This is a genomic window from Paenibacillus sp. FSL R7-0179 (assembly GCF_038002265.1).
Lineage (GTDB): Bacteria > Bacillota > Bacilli > Paenibacillales > Paenibacillaceae > Paenibacillus_AQ.
Genome location: NZ_JBBOCC010000001.1, coordinates 3,016,218 through 3,036,349 on the forward strand (window position 1 = coordinate 3,016,218; position 20,132 = coordinate 3,036,349).

At 37.4% G+C, this 20,132-nt stretch carries 20 protein-coding genes, 1 tRNA gene and 1 pseudogene; 10 read left to right on the forward strand and 12 right to left on the reverse strand.

The window, feature by feature from the left end:
• Window positions 1-39: 39 nt before the first annotated feature.
• Window positions 40-125 (forward strand) — tRNA-Leu (locus MKX63_RS13390).
• 90 nt (window positions 126-215) lie between these two features.
• Here MKX63_RS13390 and MKX63_RS13395 read toward each other — a convergent pair.
• Entirely contained in the window at window positions 216-506 is a 291-nt protein-coding gene (locus tag MKX63_RS13395) for a DUF6809 family protein (protein WP_341017634.1), read from the reverse strand.
• Between the two features lie 147 nt (window positions 507-653).
• On the opposite strand from MKX63_RS13395, the gene MKX63_RS13400 reads away from it, so the two are divergent.
• From MKX63_RS13400 to MKX63_RS13420, 5 genes are all read left to right on the forward strand, one after another.
• On the forward strand, window positions 654-866 hold the full coding sequence (locus tag MKX63_RS13400; protein WP_076154267.1) for a helix-turn-helix domain-containing protein: 213 nt from the start codon (window positions 654-656) through the stop codon (window positions 864-866).
• Window positions 867-1,348: 482 nt separating this feature from the next.
• On the forward strand, window positions 1,349-2,533 hold the full coding sequence (locus MKX63_RS13405; protein WP_341017635.1) for a hypothetical protein: 1,185 nt from the start codon (window positions 1,349-1,351) through the stop codon (window positions 2,531-2,533).
• Window positions 2,517-3,020 carry a three component ABC system middle component gene (locus MKX63_RS13410; protein WP_341017637.1) on the forward strand — a complete coding sequence of 168 codons (504 nt, stop codon included), beginning with the start codon at window positions 2,517-2,519 and terminating at the stop codon, window positions 3,018-3,020. The genes MKX63_RS13405 and MKX63_RS13410 overlap by 17 nt, the downstream gene beginning before the upstream one ends.
• Window positions 3,017-4,948 (forward strand): DUF3732 domain-containing protein, encoded by a 1,932-nt coding sequence (locus MKX63_RS13415; protein WP_341017638.1) that lies wholly within the window; start codon window positions 3,017-3,019, stop codon window positions 4,946-4,948. Before MKX63_RS13410 ends, MKX63_RS13415 begins: the two co-directional genes overlap by 4 nt.
• Window positions 4,949-5,070: 122 nt before the next feature.
• Window positions 5,071-7,611 (forward strand): HD domain-containing protein, encoded by a 2,541-nt coding sequence (locus MKX63_RS13420; protein ID WP_341017640.1) that lies wholly within the window; start codon window positions 5,071-5,073, stop codon window positions 7,609-7,611.
• A 524-nt stretch (window positions 7,612-8,135) separates the two neighbouring features.
• Here MKX63_RS13420 and MKX63_RS13425 read toward each other — a convergent pair.
• Window positions 8,136-8,360, reverse strand: a complete 225-nt coding sequence (locus MKX63_RS13425; protein WP_341017641.1) for a hypothetical protein — start codon at window positions 8,358-8,360, stop codon at window positions 8,136-8,138.
• Between the two features lie 133 nt (window positions 8,361-8,493).
• Entirely contained in the window at window positions 8,494-8,916 is a 423-nt protein-coding gene (locus MKX63_RS13430; RefSeq protein WP_341017642.1) for a hypothetical protein, read from the reverse strand.
• Between the two features lie 78 nt (window positions 8,917-8,994).
• Between MKX63_RS13430 and MKX63_RS13435 the strand changes: the two genes are divergently transcribed.
• Both MKX63_RS13435 and MKX63_RS13440 read left to right on the forward strand, forming a co-directional pair.
• Entirely contained in the window at window positions 8,995-9,573 is a 579-nt protein-coding gene (locus MKX63_RS13435) for a hypothetical protein (protein WP_341017643.1), read from the forward strand.
• Between the two features lie 35 nt (window positions 9,574-9,608).
• The gene (locus tag MKX63_RS13440; RefSeq protein ID WP_341017644.1) at window positions 9,609-10,250 is read left to right on the forward strand and encodes an RNA polymerase sigma factor; all 642 of its coding nucleotides are present in this window, start codon (window positions 9,609-9,611) and stop codon (window positions 10,248-10,250) included.
• Between the two features lie 42 nt (window positions 10,251-10,292).
• On the opposite strand, the gene MKX63_RS13445 is transcribed toward MKX63_RS13440, so the two are convergent.
• The 3 genes from MKX63_RS13445 to MKX63_RS13455 all read right to left on the reverse strand — a co-directional run bounded on the left by MKX63_RS13445 (window position 10,293) and on the right by MKX63_RS13455 (window position 13,460).
• The gene (locus MKX63_RS13445; protein ID WP_341017645.1) at window positions 10,293-11,495 is read right to left on the reverse strand and encodes a M56 family metallopeptidase; all 1,203 of its coding nucleotides are present in this window, start codon (window positions 11,493-11,495) and stop codon (window positions 10,293-10,295) included.
• A 1-nt stretch (window position 11,496) separates the two neighbouring features.
• The gene (locus tag MKX63_RS13450) at window positions 11,497-11,874 is read right to left on the reverse strand and encodes a BlaI/MecI/CopY family transcriptional regulator (RefSeq protein ID WP_341017646.1); all 378 of its coding nucleotides are present in this window, start codon (window positions 11,872-11,874) and stop codon (window positions 11,497-11,499) included.
• 392 nt (window positions 11,875-12,266) lie between these two features.
• Complete coding sequence (locus MKX63_RS13455) at window positions 12,267-13,460, reverse strand: transposase (protein WP_341014490.1); 1,194 nt, start codon at window positions 13,458-13,460, stop codon at window positions 12,267-12,269.
• A 130-nt stretch (window positions 13,461-13,590) separates the two neighbouring features.
• Between MKX63_RS13455 and MKX63_RS13460 the strand changes: the two genes are divergently transcribed.
• Window positions 13,591-14,265 carry a hypothetical protein gene (locus MKX63_RS13460; protein WP_341017647.1) on the forward strand — a complete coding sequence of 225 codons (675 nt, stop codon included), beginning with the start codon at window positions 13,591-13,593 and terminating at the stop codon, window positions 14,263-14,265.
• 203 nt (window positions 14,266-14,468) lie between these two features.
• Here MKX63_RS13460 and MKX63_RS13465 read toward each other — a convergent pair whose 3' ends face one another.
• The 5 genes from MKX63_RS13465 to MKX63_RS13485 all read right to left on the reverse strand — a co-directional run bounded on the left by MKX63_RS13465 (window position 14,469) and on the right by MKX63_RS13485 (window position 18,480).
• Window positions 14,469-15,524, reverse strand: coding sequence for an aldo/keto reductase (locus MKX63_RS13465; protein WP_341017648.1), 1,056 nt, complete (start codon window positions 15,522-15,524; stop codon window positions 14,469-14,471).
• 115 nt (window positions 15,525-15,639) lie between these two features.
• Window positions 15,640-16,554 (reverse strand): AraC family transcriptional regulator, encoded by a 915-nt coding sequence (locus tag MKX63_RS13470; protein ID WP_341017649.1) that lies wholly within the window; start codon window positions 16,552-16,554, stop codon window positions 15,640-15,642.
• Between the two features lie 434 nt (window positions 16,555-16,988).
• Window positions 16,989-17,282, reverse strand: coding sequence for a phosphatidylinositol kinase (locus MKX63_RS13475; RefSeq protein WP_341017651.1), 294 nt, complete (start codon window positions 17,280-17,282; stop codon window positions 16,989-16,991).
• Window positions 17,283-17,763: 481 nt separating this feature from the next.
• Window positions 17,764-18,120 (reverse strand): Imm8 family immunity protein, encoded by a 357-nt coding sequence (locus tag MKX63_RS13480; RefSeq protein ID WP_341017652.1) that lies wholly within the window; start codon window positions 18,118-18,120, stop codon window positions 17,764-17,766.
• 12 nt (window positions 18,121-18,132) lie between these two features.
• Window positions 18,133-18,480: a hypothetical protein gene (locus MKX63_RS13485; protein WP_341017653.1), complete on the reverse strand. Its 348-nt coding sequence runs from the start codon at window positions 18,478-18,480 to the stop codon at window positions 18,133-18,135.
• A 345-nt stretch (window positions 18,481-18,825) separates the two neighbouring features.
• Between MKX63_RS13485 and MKX63_RS13490 the strand changes: the two genes are divergently transcribed.
• Entirely contained in the window at window positions 18,826-19,122 is a 297-nt protein-coding gene (locus tag MKX63_RS13490) for a hypothetical protein (RefSeq protein ID WP_341017654.1), read from the forward strand.
• Window positions 19,123-19,327: 205 nt separating this feature from the next.
• Here MKX63_RS13490 and MKX63_RS13495 read toward each other — a convergent pair.
• Window positions 19,328-20,030, reverse strand: a pseudogene (locus MKX63_RS13495) (transposase); the annotation flags it as partial.
• Window positions 20,031-20,132 lie beyond the last annotated feature (102 nt).

Below are 20,132 nucleotides of genomic sequence, written 5' to 3' on the forward strand. Positions count from 1 at the left end.
ATATTATATCTCTTGTCGCGTATAACGCGCACACAACATGCCGGGGTGGCGGAACAGGCAGACGCACAGGACTTAAAATCCTGCGAAGGGTGACCTTCGTACGGGTTCGACCCCCGTCCTCGGCATCCATAGTAGTAGAGAAAGACGCATTCTGCTGAATGCGTCTTTTCTATACGTACAAGTTAGAAACAGGAAAATGTGCGGTTAAGATAGAATTAAGCAGTAGAGGAACTACGCAGCTCATTGGAGAGATAGAGCGCATCCTTGAAGCCTTGCAGATAGATGGAGCGTTCGGTTATGGCTTGAAGGGAGAGTTGTGAGTCTTCATACTGGAAAACAGCATCCTGCTGTTCCTCGGGTAGGGCGTTCCTAAGCTGGTGGAAGTACTGAATACTCTCTTGAAGCAGCATTTTATAAGTAGCATCCGTATCCAGCAATTCCCGGTACATCGTTTCAAGACGGATACGAATTAAGGGATCGGTTAAAGCCTCTAAAGATTTATACACACCGGACACCTCCCTGTCATTAACCTTATAAGGTTATTATATAACTCTGTAAGTGATATTGTAAAGTTAAAAAATAACTCTATAAGGATAATGAGAAGTGGAGCATAACTATATACATATATATTAACTGGAGGGGAGTTAAGCCTCATGTTGAGAAGCAACTTAAGAATCCTGATGGCCAAACACCGGATCGACGACATCACCGAACTGATGGAGAAATCAGGCCTGAGCCGTAATTCGATTAACAAACTGTATCGGGAGACCGACTTGGAGACTGTTAAGCTGGAAACGCTGGTTAGGTTATGTGATACGTTTCAGTGTAAATTGTCGGAGTTGGTTGAGTATGTGCCGGGGGAGTAGGGAGTTAGGGGAGGGAGTAAAAGAGTACCTTGGGGTGCTCTTTTTTGTTTACTAAAAAAATAAATTCAATAATTTCGACAAAAACACATAATTCCCTTATTTAGAACGTCTGTTTGGAAGGGAGTGCACAGTTATTGGCGAATTATGTATAATAACTTAGTTCAAAAGTCTATTTATTTGTAGTTCTTAGGAGGGGATACCTAATTACAAATCGTTTACTGGTTTTAAAATAATGGAAATTTTAAAGATAAGAGATAAATGTTAATTGTTTCTCAATAAATATGAAACTTCTAACCAAATTAATAAATGACCATGCTTCTCAAACTATAGGTTCGATTGTCTCATATGGTCACGTGTCAATATTTCAAGTACCTTTTTTATCATTAGTAAGTTGTAGTTTGATGGATAAGTTTAGAAAATACTTATTAGCATTTTAATAGAGACAGAGGGGTTCGATTTAAATAAATGTATCAAGTAATTTCATGTATAAAGAAAATGTTTGTGAGTGGGGTGTTTTTATGAAGAGGGCTAGTAACGATGCTACTCTTTCTAAATTAGGTGATTTATATCAACAATATATCGGGCTATTAGAATGTTTTAAAATGCAAGAAGGAGAGACGATATTATTTGAAGTCGCAGGAGATGTAACCAAATTATCAAAAAATAATTCATTTCAAATGGAAATTAAACATCACTTAAAAAAGAATCCTATAATTGATAGAAATGTAGACTTTTGGAACACAATTAGAAACTGGTTTAAAGAATTTAACAGAATCAAAGATCATAAAAAGCTAATATTGTTTACAACAGCGGAGATAGATCCTAACTCTGCATTGTACAATTGGAATGAGGAGAGCACAGAGCGAAAATTAAATATTCTCAAAAACATTGGTAGTGAACTTAAAATAAGAGAGGCTACGTTCCGCCCTCTTTTTAATGATATTTTTTTGCAAGAAGATTATAACGAAGGTAACTTGAAGTCCATTCTAAGCAGAATGGATATAATAAATAGGCAAGAAAAAATTGAAAAAATTGATATCGAATTTGAAAAATATATCCCACATATTCCTCAAAAGAATAGAAAGCATTTTATTGCCACCTTACTTGGCATTGTTGTTTCTAACGTCAAAAAGAAACCTCACATATGGAAAATAACATATAAAGCATTTGTAAAGCTACTTCAAGACACTACCCCTTTATATGTTCAAGAACATTTTGTTCCACTTCCTACTGAGTACATTCAACTAAGCCTTCCTTTAGAGATTGAAAAGGAAAATCAAGATAAAGAATTTGTTAAAGCAATTAGGAAAATTCAATATGATAAGGAAATACCCAAAGCTATAAGCGATGTTTGGAAATGTAATATAACTATAACAAAGTATTATCAAGATAATTTAGTTTTTAACAAAGACATCACAGTTTATAAATCAAACCTTACCGAAAAATTAAATTACACAAGAGAAGGATATGTTATTGAACATGGACAAAGTGACCGTAATCTTCAAATAAAAGAATCTAAAAAATTATATAGTGCAGTGATGTCATGGAATGCAGATCCATTTGGTTCAATAAATCCTAATCAGCCTTTTTTTCAAAAAGGGATCATTCATGACATTATTGAAAATAAAGGTTTTTTATGGGATATAGGTGATGAAAATGAGCTTTGAGCATATAAAAAGATTATCTTTGAATCCATATATGATGAGTAAGATTATCCAGAGTTTTCTAGAAGGCTACAATGCGCCCGTTGATATAAAACTCTTGTTTTATGTTCTACCTATAGTTCTAAATAAAGACTCAAGAGACAGGTTGGTAGATGCGAGAAGTACAAGTAAAATTGATTCTTTGTTTGGGAAAAAAGAGAGTTATGAAAGCCATGAAGATTTAAGGTTATCTGGCAAAGCTAATTTAGCTGGATTCATAGATCGGTTTAATGAACTGAAATTTTTAACTAAAGAATCAGTTATTATTTTAGTGAATGAAAATAAAATAAAAATAAACAATTCTGTTATATTAATAGAAAAAGACAATTTTTCGAATTATTCAAATAAAAATGTAAAGGAAACTCTTAAGGCGGGCTTTTACTTAGGGGTGATTTTCAAAAAAAGTTCTATTGAACATCTTGATAACTATTTAGGAGTGAAGAGCAGTTGAAAAGTTATATTAGCTCAATTGTAATATTCAACCAAAACGGAGAAAAGCGAAATGTAGATTTAACCGAAGGAGTTAATATAATCACCGGTGATTCCAAAACAGGAAAGAGTGCACTTGTTGAAATAATTGATTATTGTCTTTGTAGTTCTCGTTGTACAATTCCAAAAGGAAGAATAACAGATTTTGGTGATCTTTTTTGTTTAATATTCATTGTTAACAATAAAACACTTATTATTGGCAGAGAACGTTGGCAACTCGGTGGGAAAATGTATTTTGTTGTTGAAAATTCAATTCTTATAGAAAAATTGCAGATCAGTTATTTCTCAGATAAACAGAAACACTCCGTAAAAGATGTACAATATCGTTTAGAACAAGAATTAGGCTTACAAGTTAGCAATTTGGAAATTGACGAAGGTCAAAAGCCTAAAAAAGCATCTCTTAGAAATATGGTTTCGTATATGTTCCAGCATCAGAATTTGATGGCAAGTAAGTTTGCTCTATTTTATAGGTTTTCTGACTTTTATAAAAGGCAGGATACCATTGATCAATTTCCTATTTTTGCTGGATACATAGGTCAAGAATATTACACGGATTTGATTAAATTAGCTGACTTAAATAAAGAGTTGAAAAAGCTACAAAAAAGTGAAAGGCAAAATGAAAATATTGATAAGAAGATTAGAACAGAATTAGGTTCTCTTTTTGAAGATTATTATGCTCTTGTTGGAAAGCATTTTGAAGATGATAAGTCTATTTTACAATTAAAAAAACTTTCTGAAGATTTACCTGAACTGGACATTTCACAATACACTTCACAAAACATAGTTGAGCGTTACAGTAAACTTAATAAAGATATTGAAATATTACGACAAAAGGAAACTAAGCTAACTATTAAAATAAAAGAATTGGTAGACACAAATAGTGTGGGGTATCAATACATTGAAACACTTGAAGATTTAAAAGAAAAAACAAATATTTCTCAACCATTAAAAAAGGAATATAGTTGTCCCCTTTGTGGAGGGGAATGTCTATCTTTAAGTCATTTTAATAATAAAATATTTGAATCTGTAAATTGGCTTGAGAAAGAAATTGAATTTACAAAACTATATAACAGTAATTTTTTGGAGGACGTACGGAAAATTGAGATCGAAAGGGCAAGTATTATTTCTCAAATTAAAAAGGTATATGGTCAAATCAAAAATATTGAACGATCTTATTTGAAATCAGATACATTAGATAAACTACAAGAAAAAATTGGATTCGCTAAAGCGAAAATTCAGTTTTATGTAGAGACTATTAATGAAGGGTTATTTAAAGATAGCAATGAAGAGATAACAAAATTAAAAAATACCATAAGTTTACTTGAGGCCAAAATTAAAACTTTTCAAATCGAAGAAAAGAAAAAAAATGCGAAGTTGGAAATAGAGACAACGATGAATAGATTGGCAAAGAAACTTGATTTCGAAGAAGAATTTAAACCAATTAATTTGAATTTTGATTTGTCCACATTTGATCTGTATCACGTTAATGGCCATGAGAAGATCTATTTGAGTGAAATGGGGAGTGGGGCAAACTGGGTTTCCTGTCATATCGTATTGTTCTTAAGCTTTTTAAGATTCTTTACTAAGCAAAATGAAAAGTCACCAATGCCATTACTATTGTTTTTCGATCAACCAAGTCAAGTTTACTTTCCGCAAGGAACAAAAGCAATGGTTAATGATGACGACGAACCAAAAAAACAAAGAGATATTGACGCCGTAAATGCCATGTATAAAACGATTTTTGATGAGGTAGATGATATAAAAAAGCTAACAGGTATAAGACCCCAGGTTATAATTGTTGATCATGTTGATGGAGAAGAATTGGAAATTAAAGAAGAATTCAAAAAGTATACTCGAGGTAATTGGAGAGATGGTAATGCTTTGATTTAATTGAATGGATTTTCAAGTGCAATCCAAATAAAGAAAAGTGTTTGACCAATCATCTGACACTCATTTCTTATGTTTATCTTGTATATTATTTATAATGACTATCTTTGAATAGAGGTGCTTTATTGAAGGAACTAAGTCAACTGCAATTTGAAACTAATCCCCCGGCCTTATTAATAGCTTTAAAGGAACGTAGTGATGATTTGTATTCAGTTGTGGTCAAAGTATATCGCAAAATAAAAGATATATTAGATACACGAGTTGCACAAGTTTTTCCTGATTATACACTGCATAATATGAATCATTCACTTAGAATAATACATTATATGGGGGATATTATACCGAGTATAGAGTTGCTTTCCGATCTTGAGATTACTTTCTTAATTTGTTCAGCGTTGCTTCATGATATAGGTATGGGGGCTACAACTAGTGAGGTTGAAAATATTAAGACAGGGGTACTTAGTTATAATAGTTATAGCTATCAAGCTTTTTTGAAAAAGTTTCACAATGATCACATAAAAGCCATCCAAGATTATATACGAAGGGTTCATGCATTGCGATCCGCAGAATACATAAAAAATGAGCTTGAAGAAATTCTTATTATTCCGACAATGCCAAATACTAATTTTACTGAAGAAATTTCGAAAATATGCCAAGCACATACGGAGGATGTAAGTTGGATAGAAAAAAATCTAATCACATATTCTTTAAAGGGAATATATACAATTAATACACAGTTCTGTGCAATGGTTTTAAGATTGGCTGATTTATTAGATTTTGACAGTGAACGAACCCCTCCAAGTTTGTTTAAAACATTAGAACCAACGGGTGTAAGTCAGGAAGAATGGAAGCAGCATTTTAGTGTAGATAATTCTAACAAGATAACTGTTGATACTTCAAGAGGTTACAAAATAGTTGAGCTATTTGGTAAATGTAACGATTCAGTTATACACAGGAAGATACTAAAATATATAGATTGGATTAATTCTGAAATTGAAAATATAAATAAAATAACAAGTAAAATGGAAAATCAATATGTAGTGAATTTTAAATCTCATGTACGCAATGAAATTAAATCTGAAGGGTACACATTTGCAGATCTAAGATTTATTATTGATTTTCGACAAATTACAAATCTATTAATGGGTGAACAAATATATGGGCATAGAAAAAATGGATTACGAGAATTGATACAGAATTCTATAGATGCATGTAAAACGAGAAAAGAAATTGAAGATAGAGTTAAAGAATTTGGTGATGAAGTATATGAACCAGTAGTTAAAGTAATATTAGATAGTTATAAAAATCAAGTTACTATTAGTGATAATGGTAGTGGTATGACTATTGAAATACTAAAAAAATATTTTCTTAATGTGGGATCTTCTTACTACACTTCAGATGATTATCTTTTAAAAGGTCTTAAACATAAACCGATAGGCAATTATGGGATTGGTTTTTTGGCTGGTTTTATGCTATCTGACATTGTTACTGTAAAGACAAGGCATTTTGAGAACCCCACAAGGTATGAAGTTGAATTATCAAAAGAAGATGAATATGTTTCAATAAAAGAAAGTGAAGATGTTAAACATTTTGGCACAGATATAATTCTTAAATATGATCAATTTATGAAAGTATGGCCTAAAGGCATAGCGGAGATAGAAGAGTTTCTAAATTTATACTTTCTATCTGATGGAGTCCGAATTGAATTGATAGATAAAAACTCCGAGAAAAAAATAGAGATTGTTAATAACTTATTCTCTTCTGAACAAAACACTAATATAAACGATATAGGCGTCAATCTTTCAGATTTTCTTGAGGGTATAACAGGAGAACTTCTAGTTAAGAATCCACTAAACTACTTGTTCAATACTAATATTGATGACATTAATTTAAAAGGTAGCGCCTATTATTTTGACAATGAAATGATTGACTTCGAAGAATCCGGGGTTAACATTTTAGATTTAGTTAGTAATGGAGAACTTAAGGTAATCAATATTCCGATAATTAATGATGGTAAAAGTTTAGATAAAATAATTGAGGTTTTTGATGATCTAGATGAGGCATTAAAGCATTATATTGAAAAAAATAATACAGAATATATTACGATTTTAGCTTCTGATGAAAAGATAGCCACAGCAAAAGAAGGAACATTATCTTATCATGAATCTATTATGGATGAATTAAATTTTAGTGCTTTATATGATTATGGACAGGACAGAATGTGTAACCACACGTTAATTGATTTTGACTCATTTAATATATTTTATCTTTCTGGTAATAGTGTGTTTTTGGAGTTGATTGATAATTCACCAAAACAATATTATTCGCTAAACAGAAGGACCTTTTTTGATCTTAAACTTTACATTAAAGGGGTATACGTAAAATCCCTAGCACTTACGCTAAATAAAATGCTTTATTATTTAAAATTCGAGGAATTTAAAATTAATATTGTTATGGATGATATTGTACCAAATGTCTCAAGGGATGATATTAACATAGGGATTGAGAGTGACATTTGTATCGCAATTTATCAGGCTATTTGTTTGGGAGTATATGTGAAGCTAAACGATCCTGTTCAAAAAGAAACTTTAATTGAATACTTAAGAAAGTTTCAATCTATTCAGACTCCTTTTTTAAAAGAAAAATATAGAAATATGCTCTTCTAAGTGGTAGCTACATTTTCCAGCTAAGTATCTTGATTTAACCGAACGCGGAGTAATAGGACTCAAAAAAGTCTCTGCCAGTAGAAAGAAAAAGCTTAGTAGGGCTAGGATAAACGATAGAATGCTTTTATAGGAGAAGTGCCATATTTCCGAAAAAAAGGGTATTAATGCTAAGATCCTGCCCTTCATTCTGCTAACATTTTTGCTAACATGGCTGCATATCCAAATCTCTGAACGCAGAGATTATGGAGGGAAAAAGATGCCTTCAACCCGCATGGCTAAAGGCTTTATACTCGATATTCCCGTAGTATTGAAAAGGTACTAAAAAGTCTGTTTCAAGACTTAAAATCCGGCGAAGGGTGACCTTCGTACGGGTTCGACCCCGTCCTAGGGACTAGAACAACAAGGGTTTTAGCTCATTAGAGCTGGAACCCTTGTTTGTTGTTGAGATGATTTGCTAACATTTTGCTAACGGCGCCTTTTTTTTGTGTAGATTTGAGACTCAGCGTTTGGAGGATTCTAATGATTTACTCAGTTATTGTAGTGACAGGGGAAGGGACTGCTTTTCCTAAAATCTTGGAACTTTCAGCCTGTTGGCGGTCAGAGCGACTCATGCGATTTGCTTCTTGGGTTAAATCACCGTTTGAAGTTGGAACCTTGTTCTCTTTCGCGGAGACGGATACAACTAAAGTTATAACCATAAAACATACGAATGTTGTTATTGCAACTATTTTTAGGCTTTTCTTTTTCAAGGCAATTCAACCTCCCCAATAAGTTCCTGATATGAATTTAAAAATCTTTACAGATATAAAATGAGTGTTCTTTTCCTATAATGATTCATCAATTAAACCGTGCTTCTCTCGTTAGAGCGGTAGTGTTTATTGACTAACGGGCAACAAAAACCCACCATTTTTCTTCAACTTTCCTTAGTGTAAAAGTATGCGCCACCGTACCTCCAGGATCAAGTGTGAGTGTAGCTTCCACTTGAGCATCTCCATTCTCATCGATGTGAATATTGGGGGAGACAGTATATGCTAAAAGTTTATCGGTCGTAATACTCTCAGAATAAAACTTAATGAGTCTATCTTTATCCGGAATAGCTTCATCAATCAGGTATGAAGTTGCAGCAACTGCGTCTTTATTCTTTATAGCTTCTAAGTAGCTTGTTAAGTTATTGATAATTTGCGTTGAAGGATTATTTGGCAACGTGTTATGAATACTGGTTGAACGCTCCATTACAAAAAATAAACTGACTAATATTATCAAACATATGATAATAATCGACCATTTTCTCTTAAAATATTCCATTTTTCACCCACTTGATGATATAATTTGGTGTGTAATTGAATTATATGGTTATTATACCAATAAAATGGAGGTTGTGAAATGTTTATTAGTAGGTTGAAAAACATGGTTGTCTCGTCAGTATGTTTATCTGCACTCATTTTTTCTGTGATTCCCGCAAGCGCAGCTGGTGTTCAAGAATCAGAACCGGTTCAAAAAGGCTTGACAGAAACTTCAAATCCCATGTTGGATAAGCAATCTGAAAATATAATTGGACAAGCTGTAAAAGTTGACGATTCTTCCATTGCCAAAGCTAAACTTGCTGTTGCAGAGATAAAAATATACGGTCCAAATAATTTTTGGGGTGTAACATATGACGGGATCAGTACAAATGATTTTACCTCGACTACCTATAACAACATTCAAATTAATAGTTGGGCTAACGCATACCAGTATAACGAGGCCTCAGGACAATATAAAATCCAACTGAAAAAGAAAATAAGTTGGTTATCTACCCAGGATTGCGGAACCATAACTTATCCTTATGGTACGGATCTTGGAACTTACGTAGGTACGTGGTCGAATGTGGGGACTGGGACTTTTTATGCTAATATCTGGCATAATAGCAGCCCCTCCTCGCAAAAAATCGATGGACAAGTCACTGTTTACGAAAAAAACTAGAACCTCAGTGGAATAGCCTTGTGAGAAATGACTAATTGAATAAAGCGCGAGTAATAGGGGGCCATGGGGAATGCTTCCCTTTGGCCCTACGTTTTTTATCCCTGACGGTTAGGTTAGAAGATAGGATATTAAAACAAGAAAGTGAAGGTGGCTTAGACAGATTAGGCGGTGAGAAAATGAAGCTCAATCAAGAGCAACGAGTATTAATTGAAAAACTTTTCTTAGAGATGATAAATCCATTATCTGCTTATGCAAAACAAGTTTTACATAATCACTTATTGGCTGAAGAAGCTGTCCAAGAGACGTTTCGAATAGCATGCACACGAGCCAACAAGTTGTTGTCCAGTTCAAATTCAAAGGGATGGCTGTTCATTACACTTAAAAATGTTATTAAAAACACGATTCGCAATTGTACTCATGTTAATAGCAAATTATTTTTCTCTATTAATTTAAATGAAGATTTATTATTAGGGCATATTGATACACTTAAGGTTGATTTTTTATACTCAGATTTGGTGAATATTGAGGACTATAAGTTAATAAAAAAAATTGCTTTGGATAAATATACTGTGGTTGAGACAGCGCATGAACTTGGGATTTCGGTTGAGACTTGTAAAAAAAGAGTTCAAAGAGCCAAAAAGAGACTGAAGAAATATTTGCAAGTTGATCTGAATTAACTCGTTTACATATAAATTGGTATTCTGCATAGTGTCTTTTACTTAGCGATACTTCTTTAAAAGCTCCTTCAGAGGGGTTATTAAGGTATCGCTATCTTTATCGCTGTTAGGTGGTCCGATAACCACTTTGGTTTGATAGGAATCCTTTAGGTCATTAGAGTTAGCGTTATTACTATGGTAGTTGCGTAACAACTCACGGAGATGATTTTCTTTATTGTCCGTAACGCTATTACTTTCAGGATTTGCCACAATTACTCCTGGGGTAGTAGACTCTTTTGAATCAGTAGCTGCAGCCAGAGTGGCACCGGTCATCAGAGCACCTAAAAATATTATTCCAAGAACAATAATCCCTGATTTCTTTTGCTTAGTATTCATAATAAGTGAAAGTCGATTTTTCATATTCTGTTTTCCTCCATAAAAATTTGTTGATAATACAGTTTGAAATTTTGATCCGTACTTAACAATTTTAATGATGGCTTCACCATATTGTCTTCTACGTTGTAAGTCTGCACCTTGTAATACGATTTCATCGCACGAGAACTCACATTGTGAGACCACCTTCTTTGCCATTAGATAGACTATTGGATTAAACCAGTGAAGCACAGTAGCCGTTAGGATTAAGGTCTTATACCAAAGATCATACCTTTTAAAATGAACTAACTCGTGCTTCAGTATTAGTAATAATTCAGTGTCTGAAATTTGTAAAGGCGGCAGCAAAATGACAGGGTGAAAAAAGCCAATCATCATGGGACTTGTAATAACTTTGCATTCTCGCAGCTCTATACTTTTATTAATGTTAAGCTCTATACTCAGATTTTTTAACATTAATTCGCTATTGAGATCAACCATAGGAGCACTCCAACGACGTATCATTTTTATGAAATATCTGTGCCGCGAAAAATGATAAACAGAGATACTTAATGCACCTATTAGCCAGATTGCTGGAAGCATCCACTCTAAATAATAAAATGCTTGAATGTATACAATATCTCCTGTAATGGTAGAAATACCTGAATTTGAATGGTTGGTGATAATAGGTACTTCAGGAATTTTTATTGGGATTATCAAAAAGTCAATTAGAGGTCGACAAGGGATCACCCAAAATAATCCAATAATAATCCAACATATGTAACACCACTTTGCAGTATATCGCTTTGATACGACTGGCATTATTACCATGAAAATAAGTGTTACAACAGACATTGAAATGGAATTATAGATAAGGATATCTAAAAAAACGTGCATATTATTCCTTCTTTTCTCTTAACCACTTTGAGAGTTGATTAAGGTCACTATCTTTTATTTTGTTTCCTTCAAATAAACGTGCAACCAAGGTTGTAATAGAATTTCCATCAAAACGTTCTACAAAGTCACTTGTTTCAAAATTAAGGTAGTCCTCTTTGCTAATCAGCGAAAAATATATTCGTTCTTTACCATTTTTTTCAGTTCTGACAAATCCGCGTTCAACTAATCTTGACAAAAGAGTACCAACTGTTTGTGTCTTCCAAGTTTTTTTTCTTCCTAATTGTTGCATAATGATACTGGTTGTGATAGGTTCACTGTTTTCCCAAACTACTTTCATAATGTCAAACTCTGCGTCAGGAAGTTTTTTTAATATTTCCAACATCTCAGCCTCCTTTAAGACAATTGTCTTACAATGATATTCTACATTTGTCTTAAATATGAGTCAATGTTTTTTGGGGAAATTAAGCATTAACTGTCCCTGAAACTGATTTTCGATACATATATGGAATGAAGAGGTATTGGAAAGAAGGTGAGGATATCGAATAGAAGTATTTTTCTTATAAGTAAAAGTAAGCGGATGTTTAGGCGCCATTTTTTATTTTTGAAATAATAAAGGAAGTATATTCTAATTAGTAGGAGGACTTTTATTTGAGCATTTTGCATAATTCATTTTCAAGAAAAAAAAGAAGGTTATATCTCAAGCTGAATTGAGATTTTGAGTGAAAAAGATGAAAATGGACAGACGGGCAGAATTTTCAGAGGATTGAAATTTTAAGCGGCGTTTGTGCCTCGTTGTCTCGAGATAGCTAGCGCAGAAGCAAGCAAAATAATGGCATTCAAATATTGGTGAGTCGTGACTTTCTGAATGCCCCAAACATGTAATTGGTCTGCGGTTAGGTAGGTCTTCATTCGAGAATTGCATCGTTCTACACTTGTTCGCTTGTTGTAGAGTTCTTTCCAATTTCGGCTTTCTCGGTGTGGTAACGCATAGCGACGTAAATCGTCTCTGCTACTGACCTTAACGACCATTCCGTAATTGGAAGACGAACAGGCCGTCATACCTAAAGGACAATCCACTTTCCCCGTAGCGTGTGGACAACGAAACTTCAAACGTTCCTTTTCCTGTCCCCAATACGTCATTGGAAACCCCATCGAACAGCATGGCGTCCCTTTGCTTGTCATCCCTGCAGGAGGTTCCTTTTCGTTTCGCGGGTTCATTGGAATAATGGCCTGGGCCTTGACGCTGCGAGCCATTTCGTAGTTTTTCATTTGGTCATATCCTGCATCCAGCATGAAAAAACGAGGCTTGAATCGTTCGGCGGTTCGCTTCATGAGTGTAGGTCCCTCATCGCCATCATTTACATGAGCAGGTGTAACCTTTAGGGCAATCGGAAGTTCACTCTCCGTATCGACGGCCAGGTGCAGCTTATAGCCAAACCACTTGACTTTGTTGCCAAACGTATCGAGTTTAACTCCCCAATTGGCATTGCCGGTGAGTTCGCTTTTTCGCTTGGGTTCTTTTTTCTCGTAGGCGTGAATGGCTGCGCTGTCGATGGCGACATGCGTGCCGCCTAGGATTCCGGCTTCCTGACACTGAGCAACAAGATCCTCAAACAACTGCTGGGCAAGGTTTTTGCATGTCAGTTCGGCAAAAACCCGACTTAACGTAGAAATCGAAGGGGCGGGAATGTCCAGCCGAAGTCCACATTGGTAACGGAAACGAAGGTCAAATTCCAGTCTGCGTGCTAGGCCGGTGAACGTATCGATGTTTTCTAAGGGAGCCGCGAGTAATGCGCGAAGAATGCCTTGACGGCAGTGCCCGTCCGCTCCTCGGGGTGAAGGATTTCTTAATTGTCTCGCATACGGCCGTAGATCCAGTGCACTGAAAAAGAGGGGCAGTCGTTCTTTCGATTCAATTTTTTGAAGCTCCTCAAAGGAAAATAGACTTTCTTGGAGAATATACAAAGGGGGCTTCCTCCTCTTGAGTGTTTTGGTGTCGTTACCAAAAAACTTCTCCAAGTTGGGGTGAAGTCCTTTTTCATGCTCGAAAAACCTTTGTGTAATAAGGGCTTAGATTAATGCAAAATGCTCATTTATGAAAAGAATAGCCTTTACAGCAATCACAGCTTTTTTGTTGTTTGCGACACTAATTACCCCGAGCTCTGCAAATGCAGCCAACCAACCTAATTATGCTACTCTGTCCGCTGAGAATCTCGCATATTCTGATCTTAAGACAGCGCCTGAAGAATGGCAGAATGCTATTTTAGCTGCTAGAAATTCTATAATTTATAGTGAGTCTTGGACCGTTGATGGCCAAGTTGCAATTGAGCTTTCTGATGGATCAATTGAAAAACTTCCTGAATTTTCTGACCTTTTTCCGGGTTGGGATGTCCCTAAAAACACTAATGCCGTAAGTAAAGAAGCTTCAACAATACTCAGTGACCCTATATTTACAATTATGTCTGCTAATTATGCGGGATACGTCTATTTGCAAGCCGCACCAACGAGTTCAGAAACCCCAATCTTCTATGCTTTCAATACAAATGCTAATAGAGTTTCAATGGTAGCTGATTCTTTACCTGGGTCCAGCTATAATGCAGGCTACTCAGATTTAACCTCTGCTTATGATGTAGGGTGGGCGACTAACTTGTCCGTAGGTCGAAAAATGTATCTTACTAATCCTAATTCGAGTCATTCTTATGGTGCTAGAGCGAGTACGAACAGCACTCCAGGATACGCGCTAATGGGTGTAGTTGATGATCCTTCATAAAATCGATAGAAGTTTAACCATGCGACTATTCGTAATAAATTAGATTCTAAAGAAGACGTTCTCTATAACAATTGAGCGTCCCTGCATCGATTACCATTTTATTTCTCCAAATCTGTTTTGATTGTTGGTTGAAGCAGTCTTTTAACGCTGGTCCATTAAATCAGGCCCATGCAACCCCGCATGGGCCTCTTACTCCGTTCATTTCACTTCCCCCCACCCGGAATCGCAACCTCGTGCCCAACAGTTGCTGCCATGCGGACAATCGACTTCGGATCGGAATTTCTCACGTTTACGTCGATGCGGGGGGCGTAGGCGGCTTCCAGCCTTGCAGCTTCTTCGTCGGATAACTTGATCGAGAGGGCTTTGACGGCAGCGTCAATATGACTGGTTTTGAGGGCTCCCACGATTGGGGCAGCAACAACGGGATTGCGGTATAGCCAGGCGAGGGAGATTTCGGCACGGCTGACTCGGCGCTCCTCTGCCACTTGGCCGATGGCCTCCACAATTTTTTGGTCGGATGCTGCAGTTGCCTGATAGTATTGGGCAGCACCGGCTTCGGTCTCGGAGCGGGCTGTTTGTGTACCCCAAGGCCGGGCAAGGACGCCTCGCGACAGCGGACTGAAGACCATGGTCTGAATTCCTTCGTCGGCACAGAGCGGGAGCATCTCGTTCTCTTCCTCGCGGGCGATCAGGTTGTAGTTGTGTTGCATGGAGATGAAGCGGGTCCAACCGTTCTCCTTCTGAAGATGCAGGGCCTTTGCGAATTGCCAAGTTCTCATGGTGGAGGCGCCCAGATAGCGCACTTTGCCCATTTTTACGAGATCATGAAGGGCTTCAAGTGTCTCTTCCCACGGTGTAAAAGGGTCGGCACGATGAATCTGGTACAGGTCGATATAATCTGTTCCAAGACGCCGCAGGCTATGGTCAACTTCGGTCATAATCGCCTTGCGGGATAGCCCGAATGAATTAGGTCCTGAACGCATGGGAGCCCCCAGCTTGGTGGCAATGACGACGTTCTCCCGTGTAGCGAAATCCTTAAGTGCCCTGCCGAGGCTCTCCTCGCTGGTTCCGTGCGAATACAGATTAGCGGTATCGAAGAAGTTGATGCCTGCCTCAAGTGCGTGTCTGATCACAAGACGGCTGCCTTCCTCGCCTAGCGCCCAGCCAGGGTAACCAATGAGGGGATCACCAAAACCCATACAGCCGATACAGACCGGTGAAACTTCGAGGCCGGAGTGGCCTAGTTTAATATATTGCATGAATACCTCCTGAATAAATTTTATTCTTGTTGAACCTTATTGAAGGTATCCATAATATACAGCGAATGCCCAAACCACCGGTACTCCGATCCGATCAAAAAGTTGCCTAATCCTATCACGGACGACTTTTAAACTTCTTCATGTCTTCTTTGGGTGGAGCGCCAAACATCCTGGAATATTCCCGGCTGAATTGTGTCGGACTCTCATAACCTACCTGATAAGCAGCATCTGCTGCGTTCTCTGAACCGGATAGTAATAGGCGGCGGGCTTCCTGAAGCCTTAGCTGTTTTTGAAATTGAATCGGGCTCATGCCGGTGATTTCCTTGAAATGCCTATGGAACGACGGAACGCTCATCTTCGCAAGTTGCGCCAGATCCTCAATGCGGAATGAATCCTGATAATGATTCAGAATGTGCCCGATTGTGTTTTTAATATGAACGCTTGGACTCCCCTCCGTTACAATTTGTCTTAAGGAGTCACCGTGTTCACCGTGCAGTACCTTGTATAGAATTTCTTTGGCAAAAAGCGGCGCCAGCCCAGGAATATCTTCGGGTGTATCGAGCAGACGAACCAGCCTCACAACAGCATCTAACAGAGGTAGATCTAATTCGCCAACATTCATACCCCGTTTGGATGTTCCTTTGAAGTTCCCCTTGAGTGTATCATCGCCTACTAGTTCTAAAATGTGGCCGGGCGTAAATTCAATCCTACAGGTTAGGTTGGGCACTTCGGGCGATGCTTCCAGCACTTCGGCAATGATCGGCAAATCCATAGAGGCTACAAGATAGTGTGGCGGACCATACCGGTAGCGCTCTTTACCAATAACTATATCTTTTAGACCTTGAACGACGATACAGAGTGAGGGGTTGTTAAGCTTGAAGGGAGGTTCAGTCTCGGTAGAATGGTAAGGAATAGAACAACGGGAAAAGCTGAGGGACGAAATTAATGTAGAGTGGGGACCATCTATAGGAGTATGGCGATCCACGAGCTCCGCAAGCTCTTTTTGCAAATAATCATTAAGGTCAAACATACGGTTCCTCCTGTAAAAGCTTTATCTTTAGGTCTATGTAATGTTCAACATATTAACCATCCGTTGTTATTCGCGTACCTTATTTTAACATAGGTATGTGAAAGACTAATACTAGAAACCCCGTCAACCTGGTTGCCGCAACAACAACTGCTGTATGCAAAATAACCCCACAAAGTGGGGCTTTAGCGTAGGTGATGACTCAGGTACTTTGCGGGGACCCCAAAACTTATAGATTCCTATCTATCAAAAAAAGAGCTACTCTCGTAGCTCCCTCACAAAAATTATTATGGCATGATCCAGACAATCTCACACATGGGATACATTTGATTATTCAGTACTTTGTTAGCTGCCAGATGGTTATACATCATCCTATGCTAATGCCCACTTCAAGAGCTGGGCGGGTGCCCATGCAATAACGTATTCCTTAATCATTCTTAAATGAAAAATGGAAGCAAGTACAAAGCTGCAATGGCACCAAAGGGGATCGGTCTTGGATAAAAGCGGCGGCGCGGGTAGAAACCCGGATAGTATCCGAATTGTCTGTAGGCTGTTGCGTTAGCCGGCATTCCGTTCATCTGGCCCATCATTTCATTTGTGGGAATGGCAAGTATAACGTTGTTCTGATCGATTTGAGCAATAAACCCGTCGTGAGACTGACCGTCCGTTGTCGTAATACCGACATACTTATTCATACAATTCCAGGCAACTTGTTGATAATTCGTTTCCATGGGTAACCTCCTCAAATACTATCTCGTCAACAGTCTATGGACTATAACCTATATCCATCACGGCATATGCCTATAGCACACAAAATTCATAATGAAATAAGCCCATTGTAACGAGGGATAAACGATGAGTATGGATATGGGGGAAACGAATATAAACGGTCGGAATGATTGGAGGAAATGATTTAGGAAGAAACTGAACTCAAAGAGTTGTTATACGAAGGGATTGGTTAAGCGCTCCAATAATAATTTTTTCATTTCTATTGTATTTCTTCACAGGATCACCTCAACATGAAAAAACCTCTCCCACTTGTAGTAGTGTAGGGGAGGCAGAAGCCCGTCAACCCTAACTGGTCGGCGGGCTATTAGTTAAGTCTTAGGACACTCGCCTCGTCGTAGCAAAAATAGTCTATCGTAATAATAGGGATATTACTATGTATTTTACAATAAACACTAATACAAAGTACTTACGGATGCTTTTCTTTTATGAAAAGAGTTTGTAATCCTTCATCACATCATATTCCCAAGGAAAAAGTCTGTTAATCGACAATGCAGTTTGTTCCCAGTCTTCCTCAGCACATTTTGAAATTCTAACTTGAATACAATCTTTAATGGCTTTTAAATTGAATTCAGGAACTACCAGAAAACCTCGACAAATTATAAATGGTCTGGTACTAAGAAAATCCGCGATCCCTTGAGCAGTTCCAACTGTAGCATAGAATTGATCAGAACCAGTTAAATCTGAAGGACCAATGTCTAAAACTAAGGATACGCAAAAATCTCCGGTCACATCTCCTTCAGCAAAAACATGAACATCCTTTAGTTCCGGTGTCACTGCCATCATAAACTCCTTTCAATCACAAACAGAACTAGGCTCTGTATAGACGGTAGGGTAAATATCCATTAATTCGCTCTCCATCTTGCAGGCCTTAGCTACCATTTCGTCTAGTTCGCTTGCTGCAAAATTCTCATCAACGATAGATTCCATTAGGTTGGTGTATTCCTCTGCTAATTCCTTATCCTCGTTTATTTGGTTAACAGTATCTTCGTAGTCAGACAATGACTTCTCTAACCGATCTCCAATATGAAGCAGGTCTTGACGATCACGTTCCTTTTTCGCATCATACAGAATTTTACCGCCAATGCTGCCACCAATTAACAAGACCACAACAAGTAGTACCCACCATTTTTTACTATTCATAGCTCCCCCTAAATATATGTAATTAACCAAAATCATTCTATCAGAATGTGGTAATATTTACTATGGGATTAAATAAACATTAGTATATATGAAGGTCAGAGTGGATCGGCTCTTGGATTCAAAGGGGTTAAGAATGGGGGAGCTGAACTTGCTGCAAATGCTCTTCTTGACGAATTAGACAAAGTTATCCCTAAAGACTTTGAGGAAACACTTGTTTATGAGGATTTTGAAACCACGGTTACTTATGGTTGTAACGCTGGGGTGTGTTATTATAACGAAGAGTTAGGCAATGTTAAGCCATTATAAATCCTCGGTAATAGGAGGTGCTTCGAAATTAGAAAATTTGTGACATACTCAGCCTTAATTATTATACTTCTTATTATCGGGGGATATTCAGCACTTCAATTTAAATATAAATCACTTGAAAAAAGCCTTGAAACTTACTTAATTAATGTCCAAGGATACTCTGAGCAAGATTTAGTGATTATTAAGGCTAAATTTGGATCTATGCCTAAATTTCCTGTATACGTGACATTTTCTGATGATCTTGACACCGAATATATTTTCACAGACAGGGATGCATCTGATTGGAAACAATTAGACCCCAAACAACCACAGCGATTAAAAGCAGATAATCAATAAACATGATAAGTTATCGCGGAGAACTAGCTCCAAATATCGCCCAATTCATCTGGAATAGACTCTACATAAAATACCCGCCGGGCTTACGCGAGGCCACTGAAAAACTAGCCTTTCTTAGAAAAGGTAAAAAACATATCAAAAAGACGACGCTATTCGTTTCCTTCGAATGAACGTCGTCTTTTTTCAACTCTTCCTTTAACATGGGTTACTCCATGAGTTTCAATATTCGTTTTACATTAACAGTGAATATCGCCATGGCTCCTTGAATTTCCATGCTAACTAAACCCGAGGAAGAAGCAACATCATACCCGTGCCAGTGTTTGAGTTCGCTATTCTTGGCTTCAATTTTGTACCGCTCTTTCGCTTTGGCCTTAAAGGTTTCACTTTCCTGAAACACAGCTTGCTTGGCATGTTCGTTGCTCTTTATGCTTACCGAGTAGGTCTTACTCTGGGCACCTTCTGTGTAGCACCCGTCCTTTAAAGGACATCGTTTACACTTTTCAATATCATAATAGTAGGTGTCTTATTGGTTTCTGCCCTGGCCCTTTTTGCCTTGCCGTGCTCTTCGTATGGCCAGATGTCCGGCTCTGCAAACATACATACCCGCATCTTTATTGAACTCGAATTCGTCTTCTTTCCTTCGGTTTCCTTGCGTAATCTGTGGATGTAATTTTGGCCACAAGTTCAATGCCCTGCTCCGTACTGTAAGCAATATTGTTTTTTTCTGAATAGGCTGTGTCTCCAATGACTGTCTCTACGCTCATGCCCGCAGCTTTGCTCTTTTCAATGAGAGTTTGCAATTCCTTCCCGTCGTTTCGTTCTCCCGTAGTAATGGTCGCTGCCGTAATGATCCGCTCTTCACTCATCGCGATATGGCTCTTGTACCCGAAAAATGAGGAATCTGCGCTTGCTCTTTGATTCATCTCCTAGATAGATTGAAATTAAAAAAGCATATTAATCGTACACTAACTACTTGCTTTGCCAATGCCAGTGATATTGCACAGTATAAG

What these genes read in the sequence shown, in the direction of transcription:
- MKX63_RS13400 (WP_076154267.1), top strand. Translation starts at nt 654, where the DNA reads ATGTTGAGAAGCAACTTAAGAATCCTGATGGCCAAACACCGGATCGAC.
- MKX63_RS13405 (WP_341017635.1), top strand. Translation starts at nt 1,349, where the DNA reads ATGTATAAAGAAAATGTTTGTGAGTGGGGTGTTTTTATGAAGAGGGCT.
- MKX63_RS13410 (WP_341017637.1), top strand. Translation starts at nt 2,517, where the DNA reads ATGAAAATGAGCTTTGAGCATATAAAAAGATTATCTTTGAATCCATAT.
- MKX63_RS13430 (WP_341017642.1), bottom strand. Translation starts at nt 8,916, where the DNA reads ATGGAATATTTTAAGAGAAAATGGTCGATTATTATCATATGTTTGATA.
- MKX63_RS13435 (WP_341017643.1), top strand. Translation starts at nt 8,995, where the DNA reads ATGTTTATTAGTAGGTTGAAAAACATGGTTGTCTCGTCAGTATGTTTA.
- MKX63_RS13445 (WP_341017645.1), bottom strand. Translation starts at nt 11,495, where the DNA reads ATGCACGTTTTTTTAGATATCCTTATCTATAATTCCATTTCAATGTCT.
- MKX63_RS13460 (WP_341017647.1), top strand. Translation starts at nt 13,591, where the DNA reads ATGAAAAGAATAGCCTTTACAGCAATCACAGCTTTTTTGTTGTTTGCG.
- MKX63_RS13465 (WP_341017648.1), bottom strand. Translation starts at nt 15,524, where the DNA reads ATGCAATATATTAAACTAGGCCACTCCGGCCTCGAAGTTTCACCGGTC.
- MKX63_RS13470 (WP_341017649.1), bottom strand. Translation starts at nt 16,554, where the DNA reads ATGTTTGACCTTAATGATTATTTGCAAAAAGAGCTTGCGGAGCTCGTG.
- MKX63_RS13475 (WP_341017651.1), bottom strand. Translation starts at nt 17,282, where the DNA reads ATGGAAACGAATTATCAACAAGTTGCCTGGAATTGTATGAATAAGTAT.
- MKX63_RS13480 (WP_341017652.1), bottom strand. Translation starts at nt 18,120, where the DNA reads ATGGCAGTGACACCGGAACTAAAGGATGTTCATGTTTTTGCTGAAGGA.
- MKX63_RS13485 (WP_341017653.1), bottom strand. Translation starts at nt 18,480, where the DNA reads ATGAATAGTAAAAAATGGTGGGTACTACTTGTTGTGGTCTTGTTAATT.